General features: G+C 61.9%; 24 protein-coding genes. 5 read left to right on the forward strand and 19 right to left on the reverse strand.

Annotation, left to right across the window (positions count from 1 at the left end):
- Positions 1 to 46 precede the first annotated feature (46 nt).
- Positions 47 to 1,381 carry a glutamate/aspartate:proton symporter GltP gene (gene gltP / locus M2396_RS12415; protein ID WP_101322692.1) on the forward strand — a complete coding sequence of 445 codons (1,335 nt, stop codon included), beginning with the start codon at positions 47 to 49 and terminating at the stop codon, positions 1,379 to 1,381.
- 148 nt (positions 1,382 to 1,529) lie between these two features.
- On the forward strand, positions 1,530 to 2,759 hold the full coding sequence (locus tag M2396_RS12420) for a nucleoside recognition domain-containing protein (protein WP_259075218.1): 1,230 nt from the start codon (positions 1,530 to 1,532) through the stop codon (positions 2,757 to 2,759).
- Here M2396_RS12420 and M2396_RS12425 read toward each other — a convergent pair.
- The 9 genes from M2396_RS12425 to M2396_RS12465 form a co-directional block, all read right to left on the reverse strand.
- The gene (locus tag M2396_RS12425) at positions 2,741 to 3,358 is read right to left on the reverse strand and encodes an ABC-type transport auxiliary lipoprotein family protein (protein ID WP_259075220.1); all 618 of its coding nucleotides are present in this window, start codon (positions 3,356 to 3,358) and stop codon (positions 2,741 to 2,743) included. The two genes, M2396_RS12420 and M2396_RS12425, sit on opposite strands and share 19 nt — an antisense overlap.
- Complete coding sequence (locus M2396_RS12430) at positions 3,355 to 4,293, reverse strand: MlaD family protein (protein WP_101322689.1); 939 nt, start codon at positions 4,291 to 4,293, stop codon at positions 3,355 to 3,357. Before M2396_RS12430 ends, M2396_RS12425 begins: the two co-directional genes overlap by 4 nt.
- Before the next feature lie 3 nt (positions 4,294 to 4,296).
- Positions 4,297 to 5,091: an ABC transporter ATP-binding protein gene (locus M2396_RS12435; protein WP_259075223.1), complete on the reverse strand. Its 795-nt coding sequence runs from the start codon at positions 5,089 to 5,091 to the stop codon at positions 4,297 to 4,299.
- Positions 5,088 to 6,221, reverse strand: a complete 1,134-nt coding sequence (locus tag M2396_RS12440) for an ABC transporter permease (protein ID WP_101322687.1) — start codon at positions 6,219 to 6,221, stop codon at positions 5,088 to 5,090. Before M2396_RS12440 ends, M2396_RS12435 begins: the two co-directional genes overlap by 4 nt.
- 71 nt (positions 6,222 to 6,292) lie before the next feature.
- On the reverse strand, positions 6,293 to 7,321 hold the full coding sequence (locus tag M2396_RS12445) for a DUF2914 domain-containing protein (RefSeq protein ID WP_259075225.1): 1,029 nt from the start codon (positions 7,319 to 7,321) through the stop codon (positions 6,293 to 6,295).
- A 75-nt stretch (positions 7,322 to 7,396) separates the two neighbouring features.
- Positions 7,397 to 8,803 carry a pitrilysin family protein gene (locus tag M2396_RS12450; RefSeq protein ID WP_188036899.1) on the reverse strand — a complete coding sequence of 469 codons (1,407 nt, stop codon included), beginning with the start codon at positions 8,801 to 8,803 and terminating at the stop codon, positions 7,397 to 7,399.
- Between the two features lie 30 nt (positions 8,804 to 8,833).
- Positions 8,834 to 10,492 (reverse strand): Na/Pi cotransporter family protein, encoded by a 1,659-nt coding sequence (locus M2396_RS12455; protein ID WP_150570244.1) that lies wholly within the window; start codon positions 10,490 to 10,492, stop codon positions 8,834 to 8,836.
- 230 nt (positions 10,493 to 10,722) lie between these two features.
- Positions 10,723 to 11,493, reverse strand: a complete 771-nt coding sequence (locus M2396_RS12460) for a TerC family protein (RefSeq protein ID WP_101322683.1) — start codon at positions 11,491 to 11,493, stop codon at positions 10,723 to 10,725.
- Between the two features lie 66 nt (positions 11,494 to 11,559).
- Positions 11,560 to 12,867, reverse strand: a complete 1,308-nt coding sequence (locus M2396_RS12465) for a CitMHS family transporter (protein ID WP_101322682.1) — start codon at positions 12,865 to 12,867, stop codon at positions 11,560 to 11,562.
- 268 nt (positions 12,868 to 13,135) lie between these two features.
- Between M2396_RS12465 and M2396_RS12470 the strand changes: the two genes are divergently transcribed.
- Complete coding sequence (locus tag M2396_RS12470) at positions 13,136 to 13,537, forward strand: GFA family protein (protein ID WP_150570243.1); 402 nt, start codon at positions 13,136 to 13,138, stop codon at positions 13,535 to 13,537.
- A gap of 30 nt (positions 13,538 to 13,567) precedes the next feature.
- Here M2396_RS12470 and M2396_RS12475 read toward each other — a convergent pair whose 3' ends face one another.
- From M2396_RS12475 to M2396_RS12520, 10 genes are all read right to left on the reverse strand, one after another.
- Positions 13,568 to 15,526: a DUF4105 domain-containing protein gene (locus M2396_RS12475; protein WP_101322679.1), complete on the reverse strand. Its 1,959-nt coding sequence runs from the start codon at positions 15,524 to 15,526 to the stop codon at positions 13,568 to 13,570.
- Positions 15,523 to 15,843: a DUF2388 domain-containing protein gene (locus M2396_RS12480; protein ID WP_101322678.1), complete on the reverse strand. Its 321-nt coding sequence runs from the start codon at positions 15,841 to 15,843 to the stop codon at positions 15,523 to 15,525. Before M2396_RS12480 ends, M2396_RS12475 begins: the two co-directional genes overlap by 4 nt.
- A gap of 37 nt (positions 15,844 to 15,880) precedes the next feature.
- Entirely contained in the window at positions 15,881 to 16,174 is a 294-nt protein-coding gene (locus M2396_RS12485; RefSeq protein ID WP_101322677.1) for a DUF2388 domain-containing protein, read from the reverse strand.
- Between the two features lie 88 nt (positions 16,175 to 16,262).
- On the reverse strand, positions 16,263 to 16,580 hold the full coding sequence (locus M2396_RS12490; RefSeq protein WP_101322676.1) for a DUF2388 domain-containing protein: 318 nt from the start codon (positions 16,578 to 16,580) through the stop codon (positions 16,263 to 16,265).
- Positions 16,581 to 16,872: 292 nt separating this feature from the next.
- The gene (locus tag M2396_RS12495; RefSeq protein WP_101322675.1) at positions 16,873 to 17,085 is read right to left on the reverse strand and encodes a DUF1127 domain-containing protein; all 213 of its coding nucleotides are present in this window, start codon (positions 17,083 to 17,085) and stop codon (positions 16,873 to 16,875) included.
- Between the two features lie 396 nt (positions 17,086 to 17,481).
- Entirely contained in the window at positions 17,482 to 18,975 is a 1,494-nt protein-coding gene (locus M2396_RS12500) for an acetyl-CoA hydrolase/transferase family protein (protein WP_101322674.1), read from the reverse strand.
- A gap of 179 nt (positions 18,976 to 19,154) precedes the next feature.
- Positions 19,155 to 20,591, reverse strand: coding sequence for an NAD(P)(+) transhydrogenase (Re/Si-specific) subunit beta (locus tag M2396_RS12505; protein ID WP_259075232.1), 1,437 nt, complete (start codon positions 20,589 to 20,591; stop codon positions 19,155 to 19,157).
- 2 nt (positions 20,592 to 20,593) lie between these two features.
- The gene (locus M2396_RS12510) at positions 20,594 to 20,908 is read right to left on the reverse strand and encodes an NAD(P) transhydrogenase subunit alpha (protein ID WP_101322672.1); all 315 of its coding nucleotides are present in this window, start codon (positions 20,906 to 20,908) and stop codon (positions 20,594 to 20,596) included.
- A gap of 11 nt (positions 20,909 to 20,919) precedes the next feature.
- A complete protein-coding gene (locus M2396_RS12515; RefSeq protein ID WP_101322671.1) occupies positions 20,920 to 22,041 on the reverse strand; it encodes a Re/Si-specific NAD(P)(+) transhydrogenase subunit alpha in 1,122 nt (373 codons plus the stop codon).
- 425 nt (positions 22,042 to 22,466) lie between these two features.
- Entirely contained in the window at positions 22,467 to 23,384 is a 918-nt protein-coding gene (locus tag M2396_RS12520; RefSeq protein WP_181088428.1) for a LysR family transcriptional regulator, read from the reverse strand.
- Between the two features lie 165 nt (positions 23,385 to 23,549).
- On the opposite strand from M2396_RS12520, the gene M2396_RS12525 reads away from it, so the two are divergent.
- Positions 23,550 to 24,731 (forward strand): acyl-CoA dehydrogenase, encoded by a 1,182-nt coding sequence (locus tag M2396_RS12525; protein WP_101322669.1) that lies wholly within the window; start codon positions 23,550 to 23,552, stop codon positions 24,729 to 24,731.
- A gap of 15 nt (positions 24,732 to 24,746) precedes the next feature.
- Positions 24,747 to 25,967 (forward strand): CaiB/BaiF CoA-transferase family protein, encoded by a 1,221-nt coding sequence (locus tag M2396_RS12530; protein WP_150573236.1) that lies wholly within the window; start codon positions 24,747 to 24,749, stop codon positions 25,965 to 25,967.
- The last annotated feature ends 299 nt before the right edge of the window (positions 25,968 to 26,266 follow it).

Consider the following 26,266-nt stretch of genomic DNA (forward strand, 5'->3'; position numbering starts at 1 on the left):
GCGTTTCCGCTCGATGCCCCTGACCACTAGAAGAAAAGGTAACGACATGAAGAAGGCAAAACTAAGCCTCGCCTGGCAAATCCTCATAGGGCTTGTACTGGGCGTTGCAATCGGCGCGCTGCTGAACCATTTCAGTGCAGAAAAGGCATGGTGGATCACCAATGTCCTGCAGCCTGCCGGTGATATCTTCATTCGCCTGATCAAGATGATCGTCGTCCCGATCGTGATTTCGTCGCTGATCGTGGGCATCGCCGGGGTTGGCGACGCGAAGAAGCTGGGCAGCATCGGCCTGAAGACCATTCTCTACTTCGAGGTGGTGACGACCATTGCCATCGTCGTCGGCCTCGGCCTGGCCAACCTGTTCCACCCTGGTGTCGGCATCGACATGAGCACTCTGGGTACGGTGGACATCTCCAAGTACCAGGCCACTGCGGCCGAGGTGCAGCATGAGCATGCGTTCATCGAGACCCTGCTCAACCTGATCCCTTCGAACATCTTTGCAGCGGTTGCCCGCGGCGAAATGCTGCCGATCATCTTCTTCTCGGTGATGTTCGGTCTGGGCCTTTCGAGCCTGCAGGCTGACCTGCGTGATCCGCTGGTACGCACCTTCCAGGCCGTATCGGAAACCATGTTCAAGGTCACCCACATGATCATGAACTACGCCCCGATCGGCGTGTTCGCCCTGATCGCCGTGACCGTCGCCAACTTCGGCTTCTCGTCGCTGCTGCCGCTGGCCAAGCTGGTGGTGCTGGTGTACTTCGCCATCGCCTTCTTCGCCTTCATGGTGCTGGGCCTGGTCGCGCGGATGTTCGGCTTCTCGATCATCAAGATCATGCGCATCATGAAAGACGAGATGATCCTCGCCTACTCCACCTCCAGCTCCGAGACCGTGCTGCCACGTGTGATCGAGAAGATGGAGAAGTACGGCGCGCCGAAGTCGATCTGCAGCTTCGTGGTTCCGACCGGCTACTCGTTCAACCTCGACGGCTCGACCCTGTACCAGAGCATCGCGGCAATCTTCATTGCCCAGCTGTATGGCATCGACCTGTCGTGGAGCCAGCAGCTGCTGCTGGTGCTGACCTTGATGGTCACCTCCAAAGGTATCGCCGGTGTGCCGGGCGTGTCGTTCGTGGTCCTGCTGGCGACCCTGGGCAGTGTTGGCATCCCGCTGGAAGGCCTGGCATTCATCGCCGGTGTCGACCGCATCATGGACATGGCGCGGACCGCCCTGAACGTGATTGGCAACGCCCTGGCCGCGCTGGTCATCGCTCGTTGGGAAGGTATGTACGACTCGGCCAAGGGTGAGGCGTATTACAACTCGCTGCCGCATATGGCCGGTAACAAGGCTGCTGGCGCTGTGGGCGAGGCTGCCAAGCAGTAAGATTTGCGGTGGTTGGGGCCGCAAAGCGGCCCCTGCCCCAGACAACGCAGACCCACAAGAGCCCCGCATGCCGGGGTTTTTTGTTGCCTGCAGAAAGTACCCAGCCGCTTGCGTTATCATGCGTGGCATTTTTCGGGGGAACACGCGGATGCTAAACGGCCTTTGGCTCAGCTTTTTCCTGGTCGCGGCCATCTCCGCCATGGCGCAGTGGCTGGTCGGCGGCAACGCCGGGATCTTCGCCGCGATGGTCGAGAGCATCTTTGCCATGGCCAAGCTGTCGGTCGAAGTCATGGTCCTGTTGTTCGGCACCCTGACCCTGTGGCTGGGCTTTCTCAAGATTGCCGAACAGGCCGGCATTGTCGAGTGGCTGGCGAAGATGCTCGGCCCGCTGTTCGCCCGGCTGATGCCGGAGGTGCCCCGCGGCCACCCTGCGTTGGGCTTGATCACCATGAACTTCGCCGCCAATGGCCTGGGCCTGGACAACGCGGCGACGCCGATCGGCCTGAAGGCGATGCGCGCACTGCAGGAGCTCAACCCGAGCAGCACCACGGCGAGCAATGCGCAGATCCTGTTCCTGGTGCTCAACGCCTCGTCGCTGACCCTGCTGCCGGTGACCATCTTCATGTTCCGCGCCCAGCAAGGCGCACCTGACCCGACCATGGTGTTCCTGCCGATCCTGCTGGCCACCAGCGTCTCGACCCTGGTCGGGCTGCTGTCGGTCGCGGTGATGCAGCGGCTGCGCTTGTGGGATCCGGTGGTGCTCGCCTATCTGGTCCCTGGCGCGCTGCTGCTGGGCGGCTTCATGGCGTTTCTGGGCACGCTGTCGGCGACTGCGCTGGCAGGCCTGTCGTCGATCCTGGGCAACCTGACCCTGTTCGGCATCATCATGTCGTTCCTGGTGGTTGGCGCCCTGCGCCGGGTCAAGGTGTACGAAACCTTCATCGAAGGCGCCAAGGAAGGCTTTGACGTCGCCAAGAGCCTGCTGCCGTATCTGGTCGCCATGCTCTGCGCGGTGGGCGTGCTGCGCGCTTCTGGGGCGCTGGAATTGGCATTGGACGGGATTCGCCACCTGGTCGAGTGGGTGGGCCTGGACACGCGCTTCGTCGATGGCCTGCCCACTGCGCTGGTGAAGCCCTTCTCTGGCAGCGCCGCGCGGGCCATGATGATCGAAACCATGCAAAGCCAGGGCGTCGACAGCTTCCCGGCGTTGGTTGCGGCAACCATCCAGGGCAGCACCGAGACCACCTTCTATGTGCTGGCGGTGTACTTCGGCGCGGTCGGCATCCAGCGCGTGCGCCATGCAGTGGGCTGCGCGCTGCTGGCCGAGCTGTCCGGGGTGATCGCAGCGATCTGCGTCTGCTACTGGTTCTTCGCCTGAGCCTGAGCGACCTGAGCAAGTGTCCAGTCGACCAGCTGGCTCATCAGTTGGTCGCTGGCGGCACCAAAGCCGGTGACCACCGCAGGCACCTGAGTAGCACTTAGCGGCTGGCGCACTTCAAAGCGCCGGCTGGCGACGATGCGCTGGCTGCGGCCCTGCACCAGGCGCGCATCGTAGCTGATCACCACCTCTACCCTGCCCTCGCGGTATTCGCTGTTGAACGCCAGCAACTCGCCGGCCAGCTCGTAATCGGCTTGCAGATTGCTGTCGTCAGCGCTCAGGCGCTGTACCCGGCCATCCCGCTGGAAGCCATCGAGCAGCCGATTGCGTACCAGCAACGGCACCGGGTCGCTCCAGCGGGCGCCTTTGTAACCACTGATCACGTCGCCCTGGGCGATCACCGCAATGCGTTGCCCGGCGAGCGCCTCGCTGGCCAGTGGCTTGTTCACCCGCAGTGACCAGGTCAGCGGCGCGTTGCTGCTGATGGGCTGCTTGACCGGCAGGCGGTAGATATCCACCGGCGGGCTTTGCGGCAGGATCGAGCAGGCGCTGGCCAGGCTCAGCGTGGCCAGCAGTGCGATCAGGCGCAGCGGGGTCATGGCTGGAACTCCTTGTCATTGTCGCGACCCAGCAGGTAGCCGCTGGGGTCGGCTTCGAGGCGGCGCGAGATGCCCTTGAGGGCGTTGAGGGTTTCGCGCAGTTCGCGGATCGCCGGGGTCAGCTGGTTCAAGCCCTGGGCTCCATCGTCGATGGCCTCGCGGTTGTTCTTGAGCAGGTCGTTGATGGTCGCGGTGCTCTCGGCCAGGGCGTTCATGGCCTGCTCGGCGCTGCCGAAGGCTTGCTTGCCCTGGGTGCCGAGCAAGCCGTTGGCGTTGCGCATCAGCGCCTGGGTCTCGGCCAGGGTGGCGTTGGCCTGCTTGCCGACTGCCGCCAGCTGGGCGATGGCGTCGCTGATACCGCCCTTTTGGCTGGCGAAAGCGCCGGTGGTTTGCTCAAGGTTGGCCAAGGTGTTGCTGAGGCGGCTGACGTTGTCGTCGGAGAGCAGCTGATTGGCGTTGTGCAACAACAGGTTGATGTTGCCGACCACGTCGCTGCTGTCGTTGAGCAGGCGCGAGATCGGCGATGGCGAGGCAACGATCACCGGCAATTGGCCGTCCTTGCCTTTCAGTTCTGGGCTTTGTGGGGTGCCGCCGCTGAGCTGGATAAAGGCGTTGCCGGTAACCCCGGCCAGGGTCAGCTTGGCCTGGGTGTCCTGCTTGACCGGCGTGTCGGCGCTGAGGCGGATGCGTGCCAGCACCCGACGTGGGTCTTGCGGGTCCAGGCGCAGGGTGGTGACGTCACCGACCTTGATGCCGTTGTACTGCACCGGGCTGCCGCGCGACAGACCGGAGACCGCCTCGTTGAATACCACCTGATAGTCCTTGAAGGTCGAGTCGACGCTGGACTTGGTCAGCCACAAGCCGAACAACAAGGCGCCAGCCACGACCAGAACGGTGACCAGACCGATCAACACATGATGAGCTCGGGTTTCCATGCTTCAGCGCTCCTGCCCGACACGGCTGGCAGCTTGAGCCGCTGCGCGCCCGCGTGGGCCGTGAAAGTAATCGTGGATCCAGGGGTCGTCGGTAAGCTCGACCTCGGCCAAGGGGCCGGCTACCAGCACCTTTTTCTGCGACAGCACGGCGATGCGGTCGGTAATGGTGTACAGCGTATCCAGGTCATGGGTGATCAGGAACACGCTCAAACCCAACGCATCACGCAGGGTCAGGATCAACTGGTCGAAGGCCGCCGCACCGATCGGGTCGAGCCCGGCGGTGGGTTCATCCAGAAACAGGATGTCCGGGTCCAGCGCCAATGCCCGCGCCAGCGCCGCGCGCTTGATCATCCCGCCTGACAGCGATGCGGGGTACTTGTCGGCGGCGGAAATCGGCAGCCCTGCCAGGGCCAGCTTGACCCCGGCAAGATGCTCGGCATCAGTGCGCGACAGGCCGGCGTGTTCGATCAGTGGCAGGGCAACGTTTTCGGTAATGGTCAGCGACGAGAACAACGCGCCCTTCTGGAACAGTACGCCAAAGCGCCGCTCGACCTGCGAGCGCTGTTCGTTGTCGAGGGTGGCCAGGTCCTGGCCGAACACCTTGACCTGACCCTCGTCGGGCTGGCGCAGGCCAACGATGCTGCGCAGCAGCACCGACTTGCCGCTGCCCGAGCCGCCGACTACCGCGAGGATCTCGCCTTTGTACAGATCGAGGTCGAGATTCTCGTGCACGCTCTGGGTGCCAAAGCGGTTGCACAGCCCGCGCGCCTGGATTACTGCCTGGGTTGCTGCACTCACCAGCCCATCTCCATGAAGAACAGCGCTGCAACGGCATCCAGCACGATCACCACGAAGATCGACTGGACCACCGCCGAGGTGGTGTGGGCGCCTACCGACTCGGCACTGCCGCTGACCTTGAAGCCTTCCAGGCAACCGATCGCGGCAATCAGAAAGGCAAAGAACGGCGCCTTGGCCAGGCCTACCAGCAGGTGCTGCACACCGATATCGGTCTGCAGCAGGGAAAGGAACATGGCTGGCGAGATATCCAGCGACAGCGCACAGACCACGCCGCCTCCGACGATGCCGCAGATCATCGCGACAAAGGTCAGCAGCGGCAGCGTGATCAGCAATGCCAGTACTCGCGGCACTACCAGCAGTTCGATCGGGTTGAGGCCGAGGGTGCGGATGGCGTCGATCTCTTCGTTGGCCTTCATCGAGCCGATCTGCGCAGTAAAGGCGCTGGCAGTGCGCCCGGCCATGAGAATGGCAGTCAGCAGCACGCCAAACTCACGCAGAAACGAGAACGCCACCAGGTCGACGGTGAAGATGGTCGCACCAAATGCGGCGAGCACCGTGGCGCCGAGAAAGGCCACCACTGCGCCGACCAGAAAGGTCAGCAAAGCGATGATGGGCGCGGCATTGAGGCCAGTCTGCTCGATATGAGCAACGACCGGTGTGAGCCGCCAGCGGTGTGGCTGCAGCGCACGCAACAGCAGGGTCTGGATGATCAGGCCAATGAAGCCGAGCAGTTGCAGGGTGTCGCCCCACAGCTTGTTGACCGAGCAGCCGATGCGCTCGAGCAGCATCAGCAGCACCGGCCGTTCGGCTTGCTTGAGTGGGATGCAGTAGTCCTGCACCGAGTGGTAGACCGTCTTCAGCAGGGCCCGGTTGGCCGCGCCGAGGTCATCGGTGCAGCGCGACAGCCGCTCGCTGCCGAGCAGTTCGGCCAGCAGCGAGGCGCCGGCAGTGTCGAGGCGGCCGAGCTGGCTGAGGTCGGCGCGGGTGTCACTGCTGTATTGACTGCGCAGGCGCTCGCTGTCGCGCTTGAGCTGGGCGTAGTGGGCCAGGGTCCAGTCACCGCTGATACGCAGGCACGGCGGTTGGCTGCTGGTGTCCAGAGTGGCGCTCGGTGTAGTCATGGGCTCCATGCTTCTGACAGTGCGCGAGGAAGGCACCGATCATAGCGCAGTGCGAGCGCTGCCGGGCAATGGCGGTCTGCTCAGCTGACTGGAGCCGCAGCAGCGTCGACCACCTTGAAGCGCAGCACGCCGATAACCTGGCCGTCCTCGGTCAGCACGCGGACTTGCCAGCGGCCCACCGGGTTGGGCGGGAAGTTCTGCTTGTGGGTCCAGGCGCGGTAGCCTTCCTTGCGCCCGCCATGAATATCCAGGGCGATCCGGTCGACCTCTTTACCGTTCAACTGCCAGACGTGATAGATCCGCTCGTTGAGCCCGCGCGGTGCGTTGATCGCGGTGTATGCATACAGCCCCGCGCCGCGAATCTGGTTGACCGGGATCTCATCCAGCGAATCACCCGGCTGGCGGTTGATCACTTCGGTGCTCACCGCCACTTCGGTCAGCCACAGCGTGGCGGGCGGCACCCAGGAGCGCAGCAGCCAGCCGCCGGCACCCACCGACAGCGTCACCAGTACCAGCGCGACGCCGCGGCGCCAGTTGGTGATCGGGAAGCTGCTGGCCAGGCTTGGGAACGACAGCGCCATGGCCGCGATCAGCGCCAGCTTGAAGCTCTGCGCGGTGGTCAGGTGAAGGATGATCGGCAGCGCCGTCAGCAGCGCGGCAAACAGGGTCAAGGTATGCAAGGCCATGAACAGCCAACGCCGCGGCGCCAGCCAGCGGTAGTAAAGCGGGTCGACGATCGAGATCACCCCAGCGGCGCCGAGCAGGCCGGTAAAGATCAACTGGCCGCTGTTCCAGGTGGTGGTGATGAAAAAGAATGGCAGGACGAAGAACAGGCTCTCCTGGTGGATCATCTGCGTGGCGTAGCGCAGTAGCGGCTGCGGGATCTCCCGCTTGAAGGTGCGGGCGAACAAACCAGTCAGGGTGTTCTCCAGCATCAGCCATATCCAGCTGACCAACAGCAGGATCGCCACCCAACTCGCCAGCCCGGCCTGGCGGTCGACCAGGATGAAGCTGCCGATCCCGGACAGGAAGCCGCCCAGCGCAATCACGCCTGGGTAGCGTTTGAGCAGTTCGATGATGCGCTGGACGATATGCGGGATGGGCGGCATGGACGGGCTACAGAAAGAGTATGGGGGCCACCATCGCGGCGGCCCCGCGATGGCTCTGCACAGGATACCGCTGAATCAGCGCTGGCGTGTAGCGCCGCTGGGCTTGCTCGGTGTGTGACGGCGACGGCGCAGCAGGCCCAGGGCGAGAATCACACCGAGCAGCAAAGCCACCAGGCCGTACAGTTCGTCATAGCCAAGCAGCGGCTGCTCGATGCGCACGTACCCCGGCTCCTTGAGCAACTCCTGCAAGGCGGCGTCGGCCTGTTTCAGGCTGACCTGGCGTAATGCGCGGATCGGGTCGCTGAAGCGGCCGTCGGTGTAGTTGTTCAAAGCGCCCCAGTAATAGTCGGCCAAGGCGCTGTTGCCCTGGCTGTTCCAGCTCTCGCGGGCGATGGCGGCTTCCTTGATGCGGGCAAAGGTATCCGCGTCGAGGCCGTTTTTGCGCAGGTGCTCGAACAGCTCCTGCAACACCTTGATCGCTGCGTTGAGGTCTTCGCGCTCGAGGTCGGCGTTGAGGCTGAGCATGCCGCTGTCGCCGAAGCTTTCACGCTGCACCGAAGGCCCGTAGGACAGGCCGTGGCGCAGGCGTAGCTGGTCGTAGACTGCCCACTCCAGGTAACGCGAAACCAGGTCGAGGGTCTGCTCGTGGCCGCTGTCCAGCACCGGCTCGATGAACAGCCAGTGCAGTTTGACGCTGTCGCCCAGCCAGCCGCGGGTCAGGTCGCGGCGCTGCTCGGCCTGTTGGCTGATGCTGTCGAGGTTACGCCGCTCGCCGGGCTCGGTCGCCGGCAGCTCGCCGTAGCTGCGTTCGAGATAGGCCGGCAGCAAGCGGTCAAGGCCGCCGACCACGATCAGGGTCATGTTGTTGGCTGCGTACCAGTGGTCGCGCAGGGCCTGCACTTGCTCAAGAGTCATGTCGTCGAGGTTGGAGCGCGCCGGGCATTTCAGCCCCAGCTCGACTGCCAATTGGTCACTGGCGCGATGGCCGATGTCCTGGCGGTCGAGCCAACGTTGCAGGTGGCCGTAGTGGCCGCCGTCTTCACGCTCGATGATCTGCTTGGCAGTGGCCAGGGCCTTGGCATCGATTTTGGTATCGCGAACGGCCGCCAGCAGCAGGTCGAGCACCTTGCGCTGGTTGCGCGCCGGGGCCTCGATCACGAAGGTGGTGTCGGCGCTGCTGGTGTAGGCATTCCATTCGCCGCCCAGTGCCTGCATGCGTTCTTCCAGGCCGCCCTCGCCGGTTTCATCGATGCCGCTGAACAGCAGGTGCTCGAGCAGGTGCGGCAGCTCACGCTGGTCGCACTCGAAGTCATCGAGGCCGACCCCGACGATCAGGCGGATCGCGACATGGTCGCGCTCGTAGCCGGATTTGAGGATGACCTGCAGGCCGTTGGGCAACAGGTAGCCTTCGACCTTGGAGCGGTCGAGGGCCAGGGTCGGCAGGCTGCAGATCAGCAGGCAAATCAACATCAGGCTACGCATAGGCGAGCAGGGGTCTCCAGATGGTGCAGGTCAGGGCTGGCGGGCTTCGTCCGGCACGCTGTCGAGCATAAGCCCGCCGGTGTCCGAGCCGCCCAGTACCACATAGGCACTGCTGCAGAACAAAGAGTTCAACCGCTTCATGTCGGCGATCAGCTCCAGATGCAGTGAACTGGTCTCGATACTCTGCACCACTTTGCGTTGCAAACGGCTGACATGGGCGTGTGCCAGGCGCCGTTCCTGGGCGCGGAAGCGGCGCTTCTCACGGAGCAGCAATTGCGCGCTTTCCGGGTCGGCGCTGAGAAACACCGACAGGCCCAGGCGCAGGTTGGCCAGCAGTTGTTCCTGCAGGCCGGTCAGCTCTTCCAGGCCGACCTGGGAGAACTCGCGGCGCTGTGAGGTCTTTTGCTGCTGGACCTTGCGCAGCATGCGCTCGACCAGGTCGCTGGCCATCTTCAGGTTGACCGAGATCTCGATGATCTCGGCCCAGCGCCGGTTGTCCTGGGCGCTGAGGTCCTCGCGGTCCATCTGCGCCAGGTACAGCTTGATCGCGCTGTACAGGGCGTCGACGTCTTCAGTGTAGGCGCGGACCTGCTGCGGCAATGCGGTCTGAGTGCCGCGCAAGGCGGCGAGCATGGCCTCGAGCAGGCTCTCGACGATGTCGCCCAGGCGCAGGGTTTCGCGGGCGGCGTTGGCCAGCGCCAGGCTTGGCGTTTGCAACGCGGACGGGTCGAGATGGCGCGGGCGGATCTGGCCGTTGCTGCTTTCGCGCTCCGGCAGGAGGAAGTTGCACAGCCGCGCCATCGGCGTCACGGTCGGCAGCATGAGCACGCAGCGCAGCGTGTTGTAGAGCAGGTGGAAGCCGATCACCAGTTCCTGCGGGCTGAGCTTGAGGGTGTCCATCCAGTCGACCAGCGGGTGCAGCACCGGGATCATCAGCAGCAGGCCGATCAGTTTGTACAGCAGGCTACCCAGTGCCACCCGGCGGCCTGCCGAGTTCTGCATGCTGGTGGTCAGAAAGGCCAGCAGACCGCTGCCGATGTTGGCGCCGATCACCAGGCCGATGGCCACCGGCAGGCTGATCAGGTCCGAGCCGGCCAGGGTTGCGGTGAGCAGCACAGCCGCCAGGCTCGAGTAGGAAATCATCGCGAACAGGGCGCCGACCAGGGCGTCGAGAAGGATATCCCCGGTCAGCGAGGCGAACAGCACCTTGACCCCTTGTGCCTGGGTGATGGGCGTGGCCGCCTGCACGATCAGTTGCAGGGCCAGGATGATCAGGCCAAGGCCAATCGCTACCCTGCCCATCTGGCCGAGGCGAGTCTGCTTGCGCGAGAGGAAGAAAATCACCCCAATGAACAGCAGCAGGGGCGACAGCCACGACAGGTCGAAGGTCAGCACCCTGGCCATCAGCGCGGTGCCGACGTCGGCCCCGAGCATGATTGCCAGCGCCGGGGTCATCGCCATCAGGCCTTGGCCGACGAACGAGGTCACCAGCATGGCAGTGGCGTTGCTGCTCTGGACCATGGCTGTGACGACGATGCCGGCGAGAAACGCCAGCGGGCGTTTGCTCATGTTCTGGCTGATCACCCGGCGCAGGTTTGAGCCATACACCCGCAGGATCCCGGTACGTACAATGTGCGTGCCCCACACCAGCAGCGCGACCGCCGAAAGCAGATTGAGCAGAGTCAGCATAGGCAAGGCCCCCGTTGCAATTGCCCCAAGACGGGGCCAAAAAATGAAGCCGTGAGCCTGGCCCGGGGCTGGGTGGTTGTCCCAGTGCTCACTCAAGCTTTAGTCGTTTTGTGCGTCTGCTGCCAGCTTGGCATGGCTGAAACCTATTTGAAACATTTCACTGGTGCAGGAGCGCCGGGGCGCCGCCCACAAAAAAGGCCCCGAAGGGCCTTTATCTGCAACTGCCAGGCTTACTGACCAGGCACGTCCTTACGCAGCTTCACCGCATCAGGCTCGGCGCCTTCCTTGCGTGCACGGGCAGTACGCATACGGATGTTGATGGCTTCTACCGCCAGCGAGAACGCCATGGCGAAGTAGACATAGCCCTTCGGCACATGCACATCGAAAGATTCGGCGATCAGCACGGTACCGACGACGATCAGGAACGAAAGCGCGAGCATCTTCAGCGACGGGTGTTTGTCGATGAAGTTACTGATAGCACCAGCGCAGAGCATCATCACCAGCACCGCCACGACGATCGCGGCGATCATTACCGGCACGTGCGAGACCATGCCGACTGCAGTGATCACCGAGTCCAGCGAGAATACGATGTCGATAATGGCGATCTGGATGATGGTGTAGAGGAACTTGCCACCAGCGCCTTTCGGGCCGTCGCTGCTCTCGTCTTCACCTTCCAGGCCGTGGTAGATCTCTTGCGAGCTCTTCCACAGCAGGAACAGGCCACCGAAGAACAGAATCAGGTCGCGCCCGGAGATGCCCTGGCCGAACACTTCGAACAGGTCGGCGGTAAGGCGCATTACCCAGGTGATCGACAGCAACAGCAGGATCCGCGTGACCATGGCCAGGGCCAGGCCGAAGATCCGGGTACGCGGCTGCATGTGCTTGGGCATGCGGCTGACCAGGATCGAGATCATGATGATGTTGTCGATACCGAGGACGATCTCAAGTGCCGTCAGGGTCAAAAAGGCAACCCAGATTTCTGGGCTGGTCAGCCATTCCATATGTATTCCTTCAAACGTAAAAAGGCGCTGCGCCCGATAGGGACGCAGCGCGATGGGGCTTATGAATTAGAGACTGCTGAACAGCGGGAAAGTCCCCAGCAGCAGTGCGCCGAGCATTATGCACATGCACACCAGCACTGCCCACTTGAGCGTGAAGCGCTGATGATCGCCGAACTCGATGCCGGCCAGCGCGACCAGCAGGTAGGTCGAGGGTACCAGCGGGCTGAGCAGATGCACCGGCTGGCCGACGATCGACGCGCGGGCCATTTCCACCGGGGTGATGCCGTAGTGGCTGGCCGCTTCGGCCAACACCGGCAGCACACCGTAGTAGAAGGCATCGTTGGACATGAAGAAGGTGAACGGCATGCTGACAAGGGCGGTGATCACAGCCAGGTACGGGCCGAGTGCGTCCGGGATGACTGCCAGCAGGCTTTTCGACATGGCGTCGACCATGCCGGTGCCGGACAGGATGCCGGTGAAGATACCCGCGGCGAAAATCAGCCCGGTCACTGCCAGCACGCTGCCGGCGTGGGCCGCAATGCGGTCCTTCTGCTGTTGCAGGCATGGGTAGTTGACGATCATGGCGATGCTGAAGGCAACCATGAACAGCACCGGCAGTGGCAGCAGGCCAGCGATCAGCGCGACCATCAGGGCCAAGGTGAGGGCACCGTTGAACCAGATCAGCTTCGGCCGGCGTGCTTCAGGGAACTGCGACACACTGATAGCGCTGTGGTCGATGTCGTCGGTCGGCAGGTGCAGTTCACCCAGGCGAGCCCGCTCACGCTTGCCGTACATGTAGGCGATGACCAGGATCGCCACCACGCCGAAGGCCATGGCCGGGATCATCGGTACGAAGATGTCGGACGGGTCTACATGCAGGGCACTAGCAGCGCGAGCGGTCGGCCCGCCCCATGGCGTCATGTTCATGACCCCGCCCGCGAGGATGATCAGGCCGGCCATGATCCGCGGGCTCATGCCCAGGCGGCTGTACAGCGGCAGCATGGCGGCGCAGCAGATCATGTAGGTGGTTGCACCGTCGCCGTCGAGCGAGACCACCAGGGCCAGCACTGCGGTGCCGACCGAGACTTTCAGCGGGTCACCCTTGACCGCCTTGAGGATCAGCCGCACAGCCGGGTCGAACAGGCCGGAGTCGATCATCAGGGCGAAGTAAAGAATGGCGAACATCAGCATCACGCCGGTTGGCGCGAGCTTGGTGATGCCTTGCAGCATCATCGGGCCGATTTCGGAGGAGAAGCCACCGAACAGGGCGAACAGGATCGGTACCAGGATCAGCGCGATCAAGGCCGAGAGGCGCTTGGTCATGATCAGGTACATGAAGGTGATGACCATGGCAAAGCCGAGGAAGGTCAGCATGGCAGTACTCCAGGCGTGGCGCGACGAATTAAAAAAAATGCTTCGGGCGGATCAGCGCGTGGGGCGCTGTGCTTGGAATAGCCGGAGGGGTATTGCGAAGAGGCGGACACAGGAAGACATCAGAATCACCATTGTTGTTGTTGATTGGGCCGGGTGCGGACTGGTCCGGGTACCCTGGCTGACCGGTCTTGTGCCGGTAGTGGGGGCTATCCTATGAGCGCAAGCTTTCAGCCAGCTTTCGCTGGCGCCAAGGTGACGAGAGGTAATCATGTCTGAGTTTGTCGAGGGCGGCTGCCATTGCGGCGCCATCAGGTATCGCCTGGCGGGCGATCTGAACGATGTTGCGCATTGCCATTGCTCGATCTGCCGGCGCGTCAGCGGTGGCCTGGTGGTGACCTGGATCACCCTGCCCAGGCGCGACTTTCGCTGGCTCAAGGGGCGGCCGCGGCTGTATGTGGCGCCTGCCAGTTGCAGTCGGTTTTTTTGTGGCGACTGTGGCGCGCATGTGGCCCTCAGCACTGAGCACAGCCCGCAGAGTATCGATGTGACCGTGGCAACCCTGGATCAGCCAGAGCGAGTCCAGGCCAATCGGCATATCTGGACCAGCAGCCGGGTAGCCTGGCTGCATCTGGATGAACAGTTGCCGGAAGAAGCCGAAGAAGCGCTGTAAGCCGCCGTTGCTGGCAACGGCGGCTTCTGTTCAGGGCAGTTGCAAGCCGCCAGCTGCTTTGTGCAGGGCGCGCAGGTGCTCACCGATCTGCTTGACGTTGGCTTCCACCGCTTTGATCTCCTTGCCGCGCGCCGGGTCGAGCAAGGCGCGGACTTCGGTATCGAGGTCGGTGCTCAGGCGCAACAACTGCGCCTGCCGCTCACGACTGACCTGCTCCAGCTGTTTACGCTCGTCGGGTTGCGGCAAGCCGTAGCCATCGGTGCCCAGCAGCTCTGCCGGGCGGCTGAGGAAGCCGCTGTTGGCCAGCATCTGCTGCAAGGTGGCGTTGGCCTTGTCGACCGTGCCGTCCTTCAGCGCGGTGGAATTCAGGTAGCGCTGCTTGACCTCGTCCTGGGCCAGCAGCAACTGCCGGCGCAGCGCCGCTTGTTCGAGCAGCAGCAATGCCGCGCTGGTGCGCAGATCGGCCCGCTGGAACCATGGCTGGCGCTGTTCGGCATCTTGCGCCAGCCAGTCTTCAACTTCGACCTGCTTGACCGGCAACTGCTTTCTGAGCACGTCGAACATGGCCTGGTAGCGGTCGCGGTAGGAGTCGAAGCGATAGCCCAGGCGCAGTGCCTCGCGGCGGTCCTCAAGCACGCTGGTATCGGCCAGGCCGCGGCCTTTGAGCACCTCGAGCAAGCCGTTGGGCATGATGTTGTCGAGGTCTTTCAGGCGCGGGTTGGCGCTGCCGCTGCGCAGCAATTTGAGTCCTTCGACTGCGCAGTTGTTGGACAGGAACCAGTAGTTGCCGTCATAGCTCCAGTGCATCTCTGCCGCCTGACGCACGACGTTTTCGACTTCAGCGCGGCTGAGTTTGAGCGGCACCGAGGCAAGGCTGCGCAGTTCGGTCTTGGTGTACTCGTCGATCACCTGGTTCAGCGGCAGAACGAACAGGCGTGACGGATAAGCGCCGACCAGGCCAGACCAGCTGGACAGCTGCACATCGTTGACGAAGGCGCGGTACGACAGCACCAGGCTCTGGTCCAGATCCAGCCGGCAATCCGGGCCACGTGGCCGGCCCGGTGCGCAGATCACCAGGCGCAGCATGCTGTGGCCCCAGCGGCTGACCAGGTTCTGGTTGGCCTCGGCCAGCAGGTAGTCGATTTCGTAAACCCGCTCGGGGTCGATTTCACCCAGCGGCTGGCGGGCGAAGTCATTGCCGGCATTGATGAATGGCAGGGTTTTCGCGCATTCGTTCTGTTGCGGCGCCCAGCCAAAGTGCTCGCGCAGGTACTGATTGAGGGCCGGCCGGCGGCAGCCGTAGCTTGGGTCGAGGAGGAAGTACTCCATGTTGACCGCCACGTATTCCTTCGGGCTGCTCAGCTCATAACTGTCAGGGCTGCGCACCAACTGGTTGTTGTGCTGTTCACGCTCGCCGCGGCGGCCGACATACTGCGGCCAGCCGGCCAGGTCGAGCAGGCGTGGATCATCGCTGAGGGTGAAGCGTCGTTCGCCTTCGCCGCGGCATTCCTCTGGCAGGCCGATCTTGCCCAGCGTGTCCTGTTGGCGCTTGCAGCGGTTGATCAGCAGGCGATCGGCGCTGGGCCACAGGCGGGCGCGGTCATAGATATGGGTGAGTTCGTGGAGGACGGTGGCCAGCAGCTCCTGGCGTACCGTGCCGTGCGGCCGGCCGGTGGCCTGGGTGGCCGCGCTGCCATCGGCAAGCGCGGGCAGCAAGCGCCGGTTCAGGTCAAGCGTGGACACCAGCGAGGCCTGGCCATAAGCGTCGGCGGGCATGTGCTCGCTCCAGCTGACCTGCACGCGCCGATCCAGCTGCTGCTTGAACCGCGGCGGCAGCTTTGCCAGCGCTTCATCAAGCAGCGCCTGGGTGGCTTGCTGTTGTTGCTGGTCAAGCCCGTCAGCCTGCAGATCGAGCTGCAGGTCGGCCAGCGCGGGCGCGCCCAGCAGCGTCAGGACGCTGCCCAGCAGCCAGGCACGCATACGCTTCACAGCGCGAGAATAGCTTCGGCGAGCACCTGATCGCTGGCGTCGCGTGCTTCAGGCACACGCTGGCGAATGGTATTGAGTGCCGCTTCAAGCTGTGCACCGCGAATATCACCGCGGCTGGCAACGAAGCTGGCGGCGTCGTCGTGGGCATCCTGAACGATCTTCGAGTCGCGGATCGAAGTGGTGGTATCAGAAGTGAAATCGATCGAACGGCCAAAGGCGCGGACGATGATATTGCTGGTAGCCACCAGAGTCTGTGCATGGGCCAGGTCGGCCAGGAGCAGCATGCCGAGGGAAGCGGCGATCAGCGATTTACGCATGGAGCATCTCCAAACTAATACAGGGAGTCGAATTGAATCATTGGACGAGAATTGCTTCTGCCAGTTCAAGGTCGTCAGCAGATTGATAGCCAGCATGATGGCGCAAGGTACGCAGTGCCGCCTGCAGGCGTACACCACGGATCAGACCGTCGGTGGCAACAAAGGCTGCGGCATCATCACGGGCCTGCACCATCAGCTTGCGATCGAACGGTGCGCTGGTCACCTTGCTGGTGACGTAGCCAGTGACAACCAGGCTCTGGGTCGAGACATCCATGGCATGGGCGCTGCCCATCCCGGCGAGGGCAATCAGCAATGGCGAAAGATAACGCATGGGTTTGGCAGGCTTGAACTCGGAGGGCGAAGGCTAACCCGAATACACGGCGCAGAGCCAGTGCACCCGGGTGTGCCGCAGGGCGGTGTTACAGGGCTAGGATCGCCTGCGCCAGTTGGGCATCACTGGCCTGCAGGGTTGGCGCCTGCTGGCGGATGTGACGGAAAGCGCTTTCCAGCTTGGCGCCACGAATCACACCTTCGCTGCCCACAAAGCTGGCGGCATCGTCGCGCGCAGCCTTGACGATCTTGTCGTCACGGAATGACGAGGTCACGTCGGAGGTGGCATCGGTAGTGGCAGCAACGGCGCCGACTACGGCATCGGTGGTGACGATGAAGCTGGTGGCATTGGCTGTGCCAGTCAGGGTCAGCAACAGGGCGGCGCCCAGCAAGTGGTTACGGGACATGGCGATGACTCCTGCAGATAAGGGCGGTGTGCTTGTGGTTATCGGACGCTCACTCGGCCTGTAACGGTACTTTATTTCACCGGCCGTTAGCGCAAGCGTATCACGCGTTGCTGTTTCTGGATGTGACGCAGCATAGGTGCAAACTGTACTGGTATAAACCGCAAGTCATTAAATTGTACTGGTTGCCGAGATATGGAGTCATGTATCAGCCGTAAAAACAAAAAACCCGTCACAGTTGCCTGTGACGGGTTTCAGGAATTCTCGGTGCCGGCCTGGGCCGGCAAGCCGGAGCTTAGCGCCAGAACGGCTTGCTCAGCTCTTCGTAACGCTGCGACTCGCTGATACCGGCGTCAGCCAGAAGGCGACCATCCAGGCGAGCAAGTTGACGGCGGCTGGCGATGCGACGCTGCCACAGGAGCAGAGTGGACAAAGCGCGCAGAGGCAGCGAGGTGTTGGATTGGCTGTTGCTTTCAAAAACCAGACCGGAACTGAGGGTGCGTTCCATGATATGTCTTCCTTCCGCTTGTGGCGGCATTAGGTAGTGATTTAACTGATGCCAATGATCCTCCTCTTGTGTCCATAACAGTAGGTACAGTTCACTTGTATTGGGCGGGTTCAGTTAACTGCGTAACACGACTGTTGCACTGTTAATTGGCGAAACTGTACTGGTGCGCATCATTATGGTGCATTTATGGCTGTTGGGACTGCCTGACTTGCCGATTGGGTCAGTATTTACCGGTACAGTAGTACAGTTTAATTAAGTTAAAGCATTCAAACTGTTTTGTTGCGTTTGCTTGCCAAGCACTCAGGCAGCACAAAGCCGCGTCGAGCACCTTCTGCCTGAGGCAAAAAGTACACGACGCGGCTTCGTAGGAGGTCAAACCAGCCTACTCATTTGCAGTCAGCCGACCAGCATGCGCCCGGTTTCTTCCAGGTTTTCATGCCAGCTCAGCGCTTCGCGCAAAATGTGCGGCGTGTGTCCGCCGCGCTGGCAGGCGCGCTCGAAGTAATCGTTCAGCGCCGCCCGGTAATCGGGATGGACACAGTTGTCGATGATCACCCGAGCCCGCTCGCGCGGGGCCAGGCCACGCAAGTCGGCCAAGCCCTGCTCGGTGACGAGGATGTCGACGTCGTGCTCGGTATGGTCGACGTGGCTGACCATCGGCACTACGCTGGAGATCGCGCCCGCTTTGGCGATCGACTTCGTGACAAAGATCGCCAGGTGCGCGTTGCGGGCGAAGTCACCCGAGCCACCAATGCCGTTCATCATCCGCGTGCCGCAGACATGGGTCGAGTTGACGTTGCCATAAATGTCGAATTCGAGCGCTGTGTTGATGCCGATGATGCCCAGACGCCGCACCACTTCAGGGTGGTTGGAGATCTCCTGCGGGCGCAGGACCAGTTTGTCCTTGTAGCGCTCGAGGTTGCCGAACACATCGGCGTTGCGTCGGCTCGACAGGGTGATCGAGCTGCCTGACGCGAAGCTCAGTTTGCCGGCGTCGATCAGGTCGAAGGTCGAATCCTGGAGTACTTCGGAGTACATGGTCAGTTCTTCGAACGGCGAGTCGATCAGGCCGCACATTACCGCGTTGGCGATGTTGCCGATGCCAGCCTGCAGCGGGCCAAGCTTGTTGGTCATGCGCCCTGCTTCGACTTCACTCTTGAGGAAGTTGATCAGGTGGTTGGCGATGCCCTGGGTCTCGTCATCCGGAGCCAGCACAGTAGACGGCGAGTCGGGCTGATTGCTGATGACGATGCCGACGATCTTGGCCGGGTCGATGGCAATCGCCGGGCTGCCGATACGGTCGTCGACCTTGGTCAGCGGGATTGGCGTGCGGGTCGGCCGGTAGCTTGGGATATAGATGTCATGCAAACCCTCGAGGTTGGGGTTGTGCGACAGGTTGATCTCGACGATCACCCGTTTGGCGAAAATGGCGAAGCTGGCCGAGTTGCCCACCGAGGTGGTCGGCACGATATGGCCCTGTTCGGTGATCGCGACCGCTTCGATGACGGCAATGTCCGGCAGCGGCAGCTGTTTGTTACGCAGTTGCTCGACGGTTTCCGACAGGTGCTGGTCGATGAACATCACCATGCCCTGGTTGATCGCCTTGCGCAGTGTGCTGTCGACCTGAAACGGCATGCGCCGGGCAAGTACGCCGGCTTCGGTCAGCTGCTTGTCGAGGTCGTTGCCCAGGCTGGCGCCGGTCATCAGCGTGATTTTCAGCGGCGAGGTTTTCGCGCGCTCGGCAAGTGCGTGCGGCACGGCCTTGGCTTCGCCGGCGCGGGTAAAGCCGCTCATGCCGACGGTCATGCCGTCCTCGATCAGGGCAGCGGCATCGGCCGCACTCATTACCTTGCTGTGCAGGGAGGACAAGCGGATACGATCACGGTACATGGATTGTTATCTCAGGCTACTCAAGCTAGATGCGCAGTCTAGTGATTTCGCCCTGCTGCGTCCCACGACCATGGTCGTATGAGCGGCCTCGGCGCCGCGCCGTTGATCTGGATCAGACAAATGCAAAAACCCCCGGTAATGCAGCTCCGGGGGTTTTTGACTATCTATATAGCAGCGGCTTAGTCGACGGCTTTGACCATGTCTTCGATGACCTTCTTGGCATCGCCGAACACCATCATGGTCTTGTCCAGATAGAACAGCTCGTTGTCCAGACCGGCATAACCGCTGGCCATCGAGCGTTTATTGACGATGACGGTCTTGGCTTTGTATGCCTCAAGGATCGGCATGCCGGCGATGGGCGACTTGGGATCGTTCTTCGCCGCCGGGTTGACCACGTCGTTGGCGCCCAGCACCAGCACCACATCGGCCTGGCCGAACTCGGCGTTGATGTCTTCCATCTCGAACACCTGGTCGTAAGGCACTTCGGCTTCGGCCAGGAGCACGTTCATGTGCCCAGGCATGCGCCCTGCCACCGGGTGGATCGCATATTTGACGGTCACGCCGTTGTGGATAAGTTTCTCGGTCAACTCCTTGAGCGCATGCTGCGCGCGGGCCACCGCCACGCCGTAGCCCGGCACGATGATCACGGTGTCGGCATTGCTCAGCAGGAACGTCGCATCATCAGCGGAACCGGATTTGACCGGGCGTTGCTCCTGACTGCCGGCTGCTGCGCCGCTGTCGGTTGCGCCGCCAAAGCCGCCAAGGATTACGTTGAAGAACGAACGGTTCATCGCCTTGCACATGATGTACGAGAGAATCGCACCGCTCGAACCGACCAGCGAACCGGCGATGATCAGCATCGAGTTGTTCAGCGAGAAGCCGATACCGGCCGCGGCCCAGCCTGAGTAGCTGTTGAGCATCGATACCACCACCGGCATGTCGGCACCGCCGATAGGGATGATGATCAGCACGCCCATGATGAACGCCAGAATCAGCATCAGGGTGAACGCGCTGTAGTGGCCGGTGAAGGTGAACAGCAGGCCGAGGGCAATAGTAGTAAGGCCCAGGATCAGGTTGAGTTTGTGCTGTCCGGCAAACTGTACCGGTGCGCCCTGAAACAGGCGGAACTTGTACTTGCCCGAAAGCTTGCCGAAGGCGATTACCGAGCCGGAGAACGTCACCGCACCGATGGCAGCGCCGAGGAACAGCTCCAGGCGGTTGCCGGTCGGAATCGGATCAGTGATCGCAGCAACGATGCCCATCGATTGCGGTTCAAGCACGGCGGTGATGGCGATGAACACCGCCGCCAGGCCGATCATGCTGTGCATGAAGGCGACCAGCTCAGGCATCTTGGTCATCTCGACGCGCTTGGCCATGATCGAGCCGGCAGTGCCGCCGATCAGCAGACCCAGCAGCACATAGCCGATACCGGCAGTGGCCAGCTCGGCGCCGAGCTTGTAGATGAGGCCCACCGTGGTGAGCATGGCGATGCCCATGCCGATCATGCCGAACAGGTTGCCGCGGCGTGATGTGGTCGGGTGTGACAAGCCCTTCAATGCCTGAATGAAGCAGACCGAAGCGACGAGGTAGAGAAGCGTTACCAGATTCATGCTCATGCTTACTTCTGCGCCTCGTTCTTGGTTTTCTTCTTGAACATCTCGAGCATGCGTCGGGTGACCAGGAAGCCACCAAAGACGTTGACCGCGGCCAGGGCCACGGCCAGGGTGCCCATGATCTTGCCTGCTGGGGTCACGGTCAGGGCGGCAGCGAGCATGGCGCCGACAATGACGATCGCCGAGATCGCGTTGGTCACCGCCATCAGCGGTGTGTGCAGTGCCGGGGTCACGTTCCAGACCACGTGGTAACCGATGTAGATGGCCAGCACGAAGATGATCAGGTTGTAGATGCCGTGGGAAATCAACATGTCTTCCATAGCTGTGCTCCTTAACCGTTGTTGCGGATGACATTGCCGTCGCGGCACATCAGGCACGCAGCAACAATGTCATCTTCGAGGTTGATCACCAGCGCACCGTCCTTGTCGAACAGCAGCTTCATGAAGTCCAGCAGGTTGCGTGCGTACAGCGCCGAAGCATCGGCCGCGACCTGGGCAGGCAGGTTGGTCGGGCCGACGATGGTCACGCCATGCTCCAGCACGACCTGGTCGGCCACGGTCAGCGGGCAGTTGCCGCCTTGCGCTGCAGCCAGGTCGATAACCACCGAGCCGGGCTTCATCTGCGCCACGGTTTCGGCGCTGAGCAGGGTGGGAGCCTTGCGGCCCGGGATCAATGCGGTCGTGATGACGATGTCGGCCTGCTTGGCGCGTTCGTGCACGGCTTGCGCCTGACGCTGCATCCAGCTGGCCGGCATTGGTCGCGCATAGCCGCCGACGCCTTGAGCGCATTCGCGCTCTTCATCGGTTTCGAACGGCACATCGAGAAACTTGGCGCCGAGCGATTCGATCTGCTCCTTGACTGCCGGACGCACATCCGACGCCTCGATCACCGCGCCCAGACGCTTGGCAGTAGCGATCGCCTGCAGCCCGGCGACACCGGCGCCGAGAATCAGCACGCGGGCAGCTTTCACCGTACCCGCCGCCGTCATCAGCATCGGCATGAAGCGCGGGTAATGATGGGCTGCCAACAGCACCGCCTTGTAACCGGCAATGTTGGCCTGCGACGACAGTACGTCGAGGCTCTGCGCCCGCGAAGTACGCGGCGCCGCTTCGAGGGCGAAGGCGGTAATCCCGCATTCGGCCATCTTGCCGATCAGTTCGCTGTTGAAGGGGTTGAGCATGCCTACCAGCAGGCTGCCGCGATTGATCAGGGCCAGCTCCTGATCAGACGGCGCAACGACCTTGAGCACCAGTTGCGCGCCAAAGGCATCGGCAGCGCTGCCAAGGGTGGCGCCTGCGGCTTCATAGGCACTGTCCGGAATGCTGGCGTTAAGCCCGGCCCCCCGTTGGACGGTGACCTGATGGCCTTGGCCAACCAGCTTCTTGAGGGTATCGGGGGTCGCAGCGACCCGCGTTTCGCCCGTCTGCGTCTCGAGAGGAACACCAATGTGCACGACTTTTCTCCTGCGGACCTTCTTATCGTTATTTAAGCCAGCAGGCGCACGGTCAACACCGCAACGCCAGCGACGCAGCCATAAGGCTCGAACCCGCCGAATCCCGGGCGGGCGAAGCATTTTGCAGAGGAACACAGCGGCCATCAACCGATTCTGGAGTGATACCGATGCATAACTACAAGTCACCCTGTGACCGTATGTCGCAAGTAACCAGCCGGGGGCGCTCTAGTACGGGCTTTTGGCAGATTAGACGATAAAACGAATTATTTTTTGGTGATTTCGCAGCTAGCATGCTTGAGGTCGTAAAATACGCTGAAAGCCCCGTATTTACTGGGTTTATAACGATTTAGAGAGCCAGCATTACAGTTTTCATATATGCGACATAACAGTATATCTGTAGGTGTTTAAAATATTTGACTACAGAGTCAGCTTGTCTGCTTTGTGCCGTGCGTCTCTACGTAAATACGGGCTTGCTCTGCCAGCCAATCTCGGAACGCGCGCAGTGAAGCTGAAGCGACCTTGCGCTCGGGAATCATCAGATAGTAGGCCTTGGTGCTGGACAGCGCATGCCTGTTAGCGACCACCAGCCTGCCCTGCTGCAGCTCTTGTTGAATCAGGAATGGGGGAATCAGGGCGATGCCCATGTCATGCATGGCCGCCTGAGCCAGCATCGAAAACAGCTCATAGCGCGGACCGGTCATGTCGCGCTCGATGTTCAGTTCCAGGCTGCTGAACCATTGCCGCCAGGCGTAGGGTCTGGTGGTCTGCTGCAGTAAAGGCAGCTCGGCGATCTGCTTAGCGCTCAGTTCCAGCTGGCCCTGCAGCAGTGAGGGGCTGCAGACCGGCAATGGGTTCTCGCTCATCAGTCGGTGCGACTCGGTGCCTGACCAGTCGCCATCGCCGAAATAGATCGCTGCGTCGAATGCGGTGTCGGCGAACAGGAACGGCCGGGTGCGGTTGGTCAGGTTGACGGTCACCTCGGGATGACGCTGTTGAAAGTCCTTCAACCTCGGCAGCAACCATTGGGTGCCGAAGGTCGGGACCACCGCCAGCTCGATCACATTGGCGCCCTGCTGGCGCATCACCGACAAGGTGTCGCGCTCGACAGCATCCAACTGAGTGCTGACCTGACGGCTGTAAGACAAGCCGGCCTCGGTCAATTGCACCCCGCGCCTGGAGCGGCGAAACAGCTCGACGTTGAGAAACGCCTCCAGCGCAGCGATCTGGCGACACACGGCGCCTTGGGTCAGGGCCAGCTCAAGGGCGGCTTTGGTGTAGCTCTCGTGGCGAGCTGCTGCCTCGAAGCAGATCAGGGCAGTCGTGCTGGGGATCTTGCGCCGCATGTACGTCAACCTCACTTATATGTGCAGCAATTACGAATGCTGAGGATATACGGAGTGACGAAATGTCACTAGTAGGTGCGTAATAGTCGTTTGTCGTGGCTGATGATCGGGCCTAGGATCATTCCATGACCCTACTGCCCTGCCCCCTATTCGAGGATTACGTTCATGGCCGGTAAAGCTAGCTTCAACTGGATCGACCCGTTGCTGCTCGATCAGCAGCTCACTGAAGAGGAGCGCATGGTCCGCGACAGCGCTTATCAGTTCGCCCAGGACAAGCTGGCGCCGCGCGTGGTCGAGGCGTTCCGCCATGAGCAGACCGACCCGAAGATTTTCCGTGAAATGGGTGAAGTCGGCCTGCTCGGCGCGACCATCCCAGAGCAGTACGGTGGCAGCGGCTTGAACTACGTGTGCTATGGCTTGATTGCCCGCGAGGTGGAGCGCATCGACTCCGGCTACAGGTCGATGATGAGCGTGCAGTCGTCGCTGGTGATGGTGCCGATCAACGAATTTGGCAGCGAAGCGCAAAAGCAGAAATACCTGCCCAAGTTGTCCAGTGGCGAATGGATCGGTTGCTTTGGCCTGACCGAGCCTAACCATGGTTCTGATCCGGGGGCGATGATCACCCGTGCGCGCAAGGTCGAGGGCGGTTACAGCCTGAGCGGCAGCAAGATGTGGATCACCAATAGCCCGATCGCTGATGTATTCGTGGTCTGGGCCAAGGATGACGCCGGTGATATCCGTGGCTTTATTCTGGAAAAGGGCTGGAAAGGCCTGAGTGCACCGGCAATTCACGGCAAGGTTGGCCTGCGCGCCTCGATTACCGGCGAGATCGTCATGGACAGCGTGTTTGTCCCTGAAGAAAACATCTTCCCAGAGGTGCGCGGCCTGAAGGGCCCGTTCACCTGCCTCAACTCGGCCCGCTACGGCATCTCCTGGGGCGCGTTGGGCGCAGCCGAAAGCTGCTGGCACACCGCACGTCAGTACACCCTCGACCGCCAGCAATTTGGCCGCCCGCTGGCAGCCAACCAGTTGATCCAGAAAAAGCTGGCTGATATGCAGACTGAAATTACCCTGGGCCTGCAAGGCTGCCTGCGCCTTGGGCGGATGAAGGACGAAGGCACCGCAGCCGTCGAGATCACCTCGATCATGAAGCGTAACTCTTGCGGCAAGGCCTTGGAGGTCGCGCGACTGGCCAGGGACATGCTCGGTGGCAATGGCATTTCCGATGAGTTCGGCGTGGCGCGTCACCTGGTCAACCTTGAGGTGGTCAACACCTATGAAGGCACCCATGACATCCATGCGCTGATTCTTGGCCGCGCCCAGACCGGTATCCAGGCGTTCTATTAATAGAGGAGCCGGGCCATGGGTGCGCTTTCCCATCTGCGGGTGCTGGACCTTTCACGTGTACTGGCCGGGCCATGGTCCGGGCAGATCCTCGCTGACCTTGGCGCCGACGTGATCAAGGTCGAGCGGCCAGGTGCGGGTGACGATACTCGCGCCTGGGGGCCGCCTTTCCTCAAGGACGCCTATGGCGAGAACACCAGCGAGGCTGCTTATTACCTGTCGGCGAACCGTAACAAGCGTTCGGTGACCATCGACTTCACTCAGCCGGAGGGCCAGCGCCTGGTGCGTGAGCTGGCGGCCCGGTCGGATATCGTCATCGAGAACTTCAAGGTCGGTGGGCTGGCGGCCTATGGCCTGGACTACGCAAGCTTGAAGGCGGTCAACCCCAGGCTTATCTATTGCTCGATCACAGGCTTTGGCCAAACCGGGCCTTATGCCAAGCGTGCTGGCTACGATTTCATGATTCAGGGGCTGGGCGGGCTGATGAGCCTGACCGGCCGGCCCGAAGGGGAAGCGGGTGCGGGGCCGGTCAAGGTTGGCGTAGCGCTGACGGATATTCTTACCGGGTTGTATTCCACCGTAGCGATTCTGGCCGCCCTCGCCCATCGCGATCAGGCTGGCGTCGGCCAGCATATAGATATGGCCCTGCTGGATGTGCAGGTTGCCTGCCTGGCCAATCAGGCGATGAATTACCTCACCACCGGCAATGCACCGCGGCGCCTGGGTAATGCGCACCCTAATATAGTGCCGTATCAGGACTTCCCTACCGCCGATGGCGATTTCATTCTCACCGTGGGTAATGACGGGCAGTTCCGCAAGTTTGCCGAGGTAGCTGGTCAGCCGCAGTGGGCGGACGATCCACGCTTTGCCACCAACAAGCAGCGCGTTGCCAATCGCGCTGAGCTGATTCCGCTGATCCGTCAGGCGACGGTGTTCAAGACGACGGCCGAGTGGGTTGCGCAATTGGAGTTGGCCGGCGTGCCGTGTGGGCCGATCAATGACCTGGCGCAGATGTTCCAGGACCCGCAGGTGCTGGCCCGAGGGCTGGCGCTGAGTATCCCACATCCACTCGCAGGTAGCGTGCCGCAGGTGGCTAGCCCGATTCGGCTGTCCGAGACGCCGGTGGAGTATCGCCAGGCGCCGCCTCTATTAGGGGAACACACCGAGGCTGTGCTGAGCGAGCTGCTTGGGTTGGATGAACAGGCAGTGCGGCAGCTGCGCGCGGCGGGCGTCCTTTAAGACTGAGCATGCTTCTGTAGGTGGCGTGCGCTGTTCATCACCTCTGTTACAAGAATATTGCAACGTGTTGAATTAGTGCTTGACGCATTCCTGTGAGCCCTTATAATGCGCCCCACTTCCAGCGTAGTTGGAGCGGAAAACTCCTTGAGTTTCAAAGAGTTAGAAGTTTCAGAAGTGCTGCAAGGGCTTCGATCGAAAGATCGTCAGCGGTGAAAAAGGCAGTTGACAGCAGGTTGTAACGCTGTAGAATTCGCCTCCCGCTACGAGAGATCGCAAGCGAGTCAAGTGTTTGAAGTTGA

The organism is Pseudomonas sp. BIGb0278 (assembly GCF_024809895.1).
GTDB lineage: Bacteria > Pseudomonadota > Gammaproteobacteria > Pseudomonadales > Pseudomonadaceae > Aquipseudomonas > Aquipseudomonas shirazensis.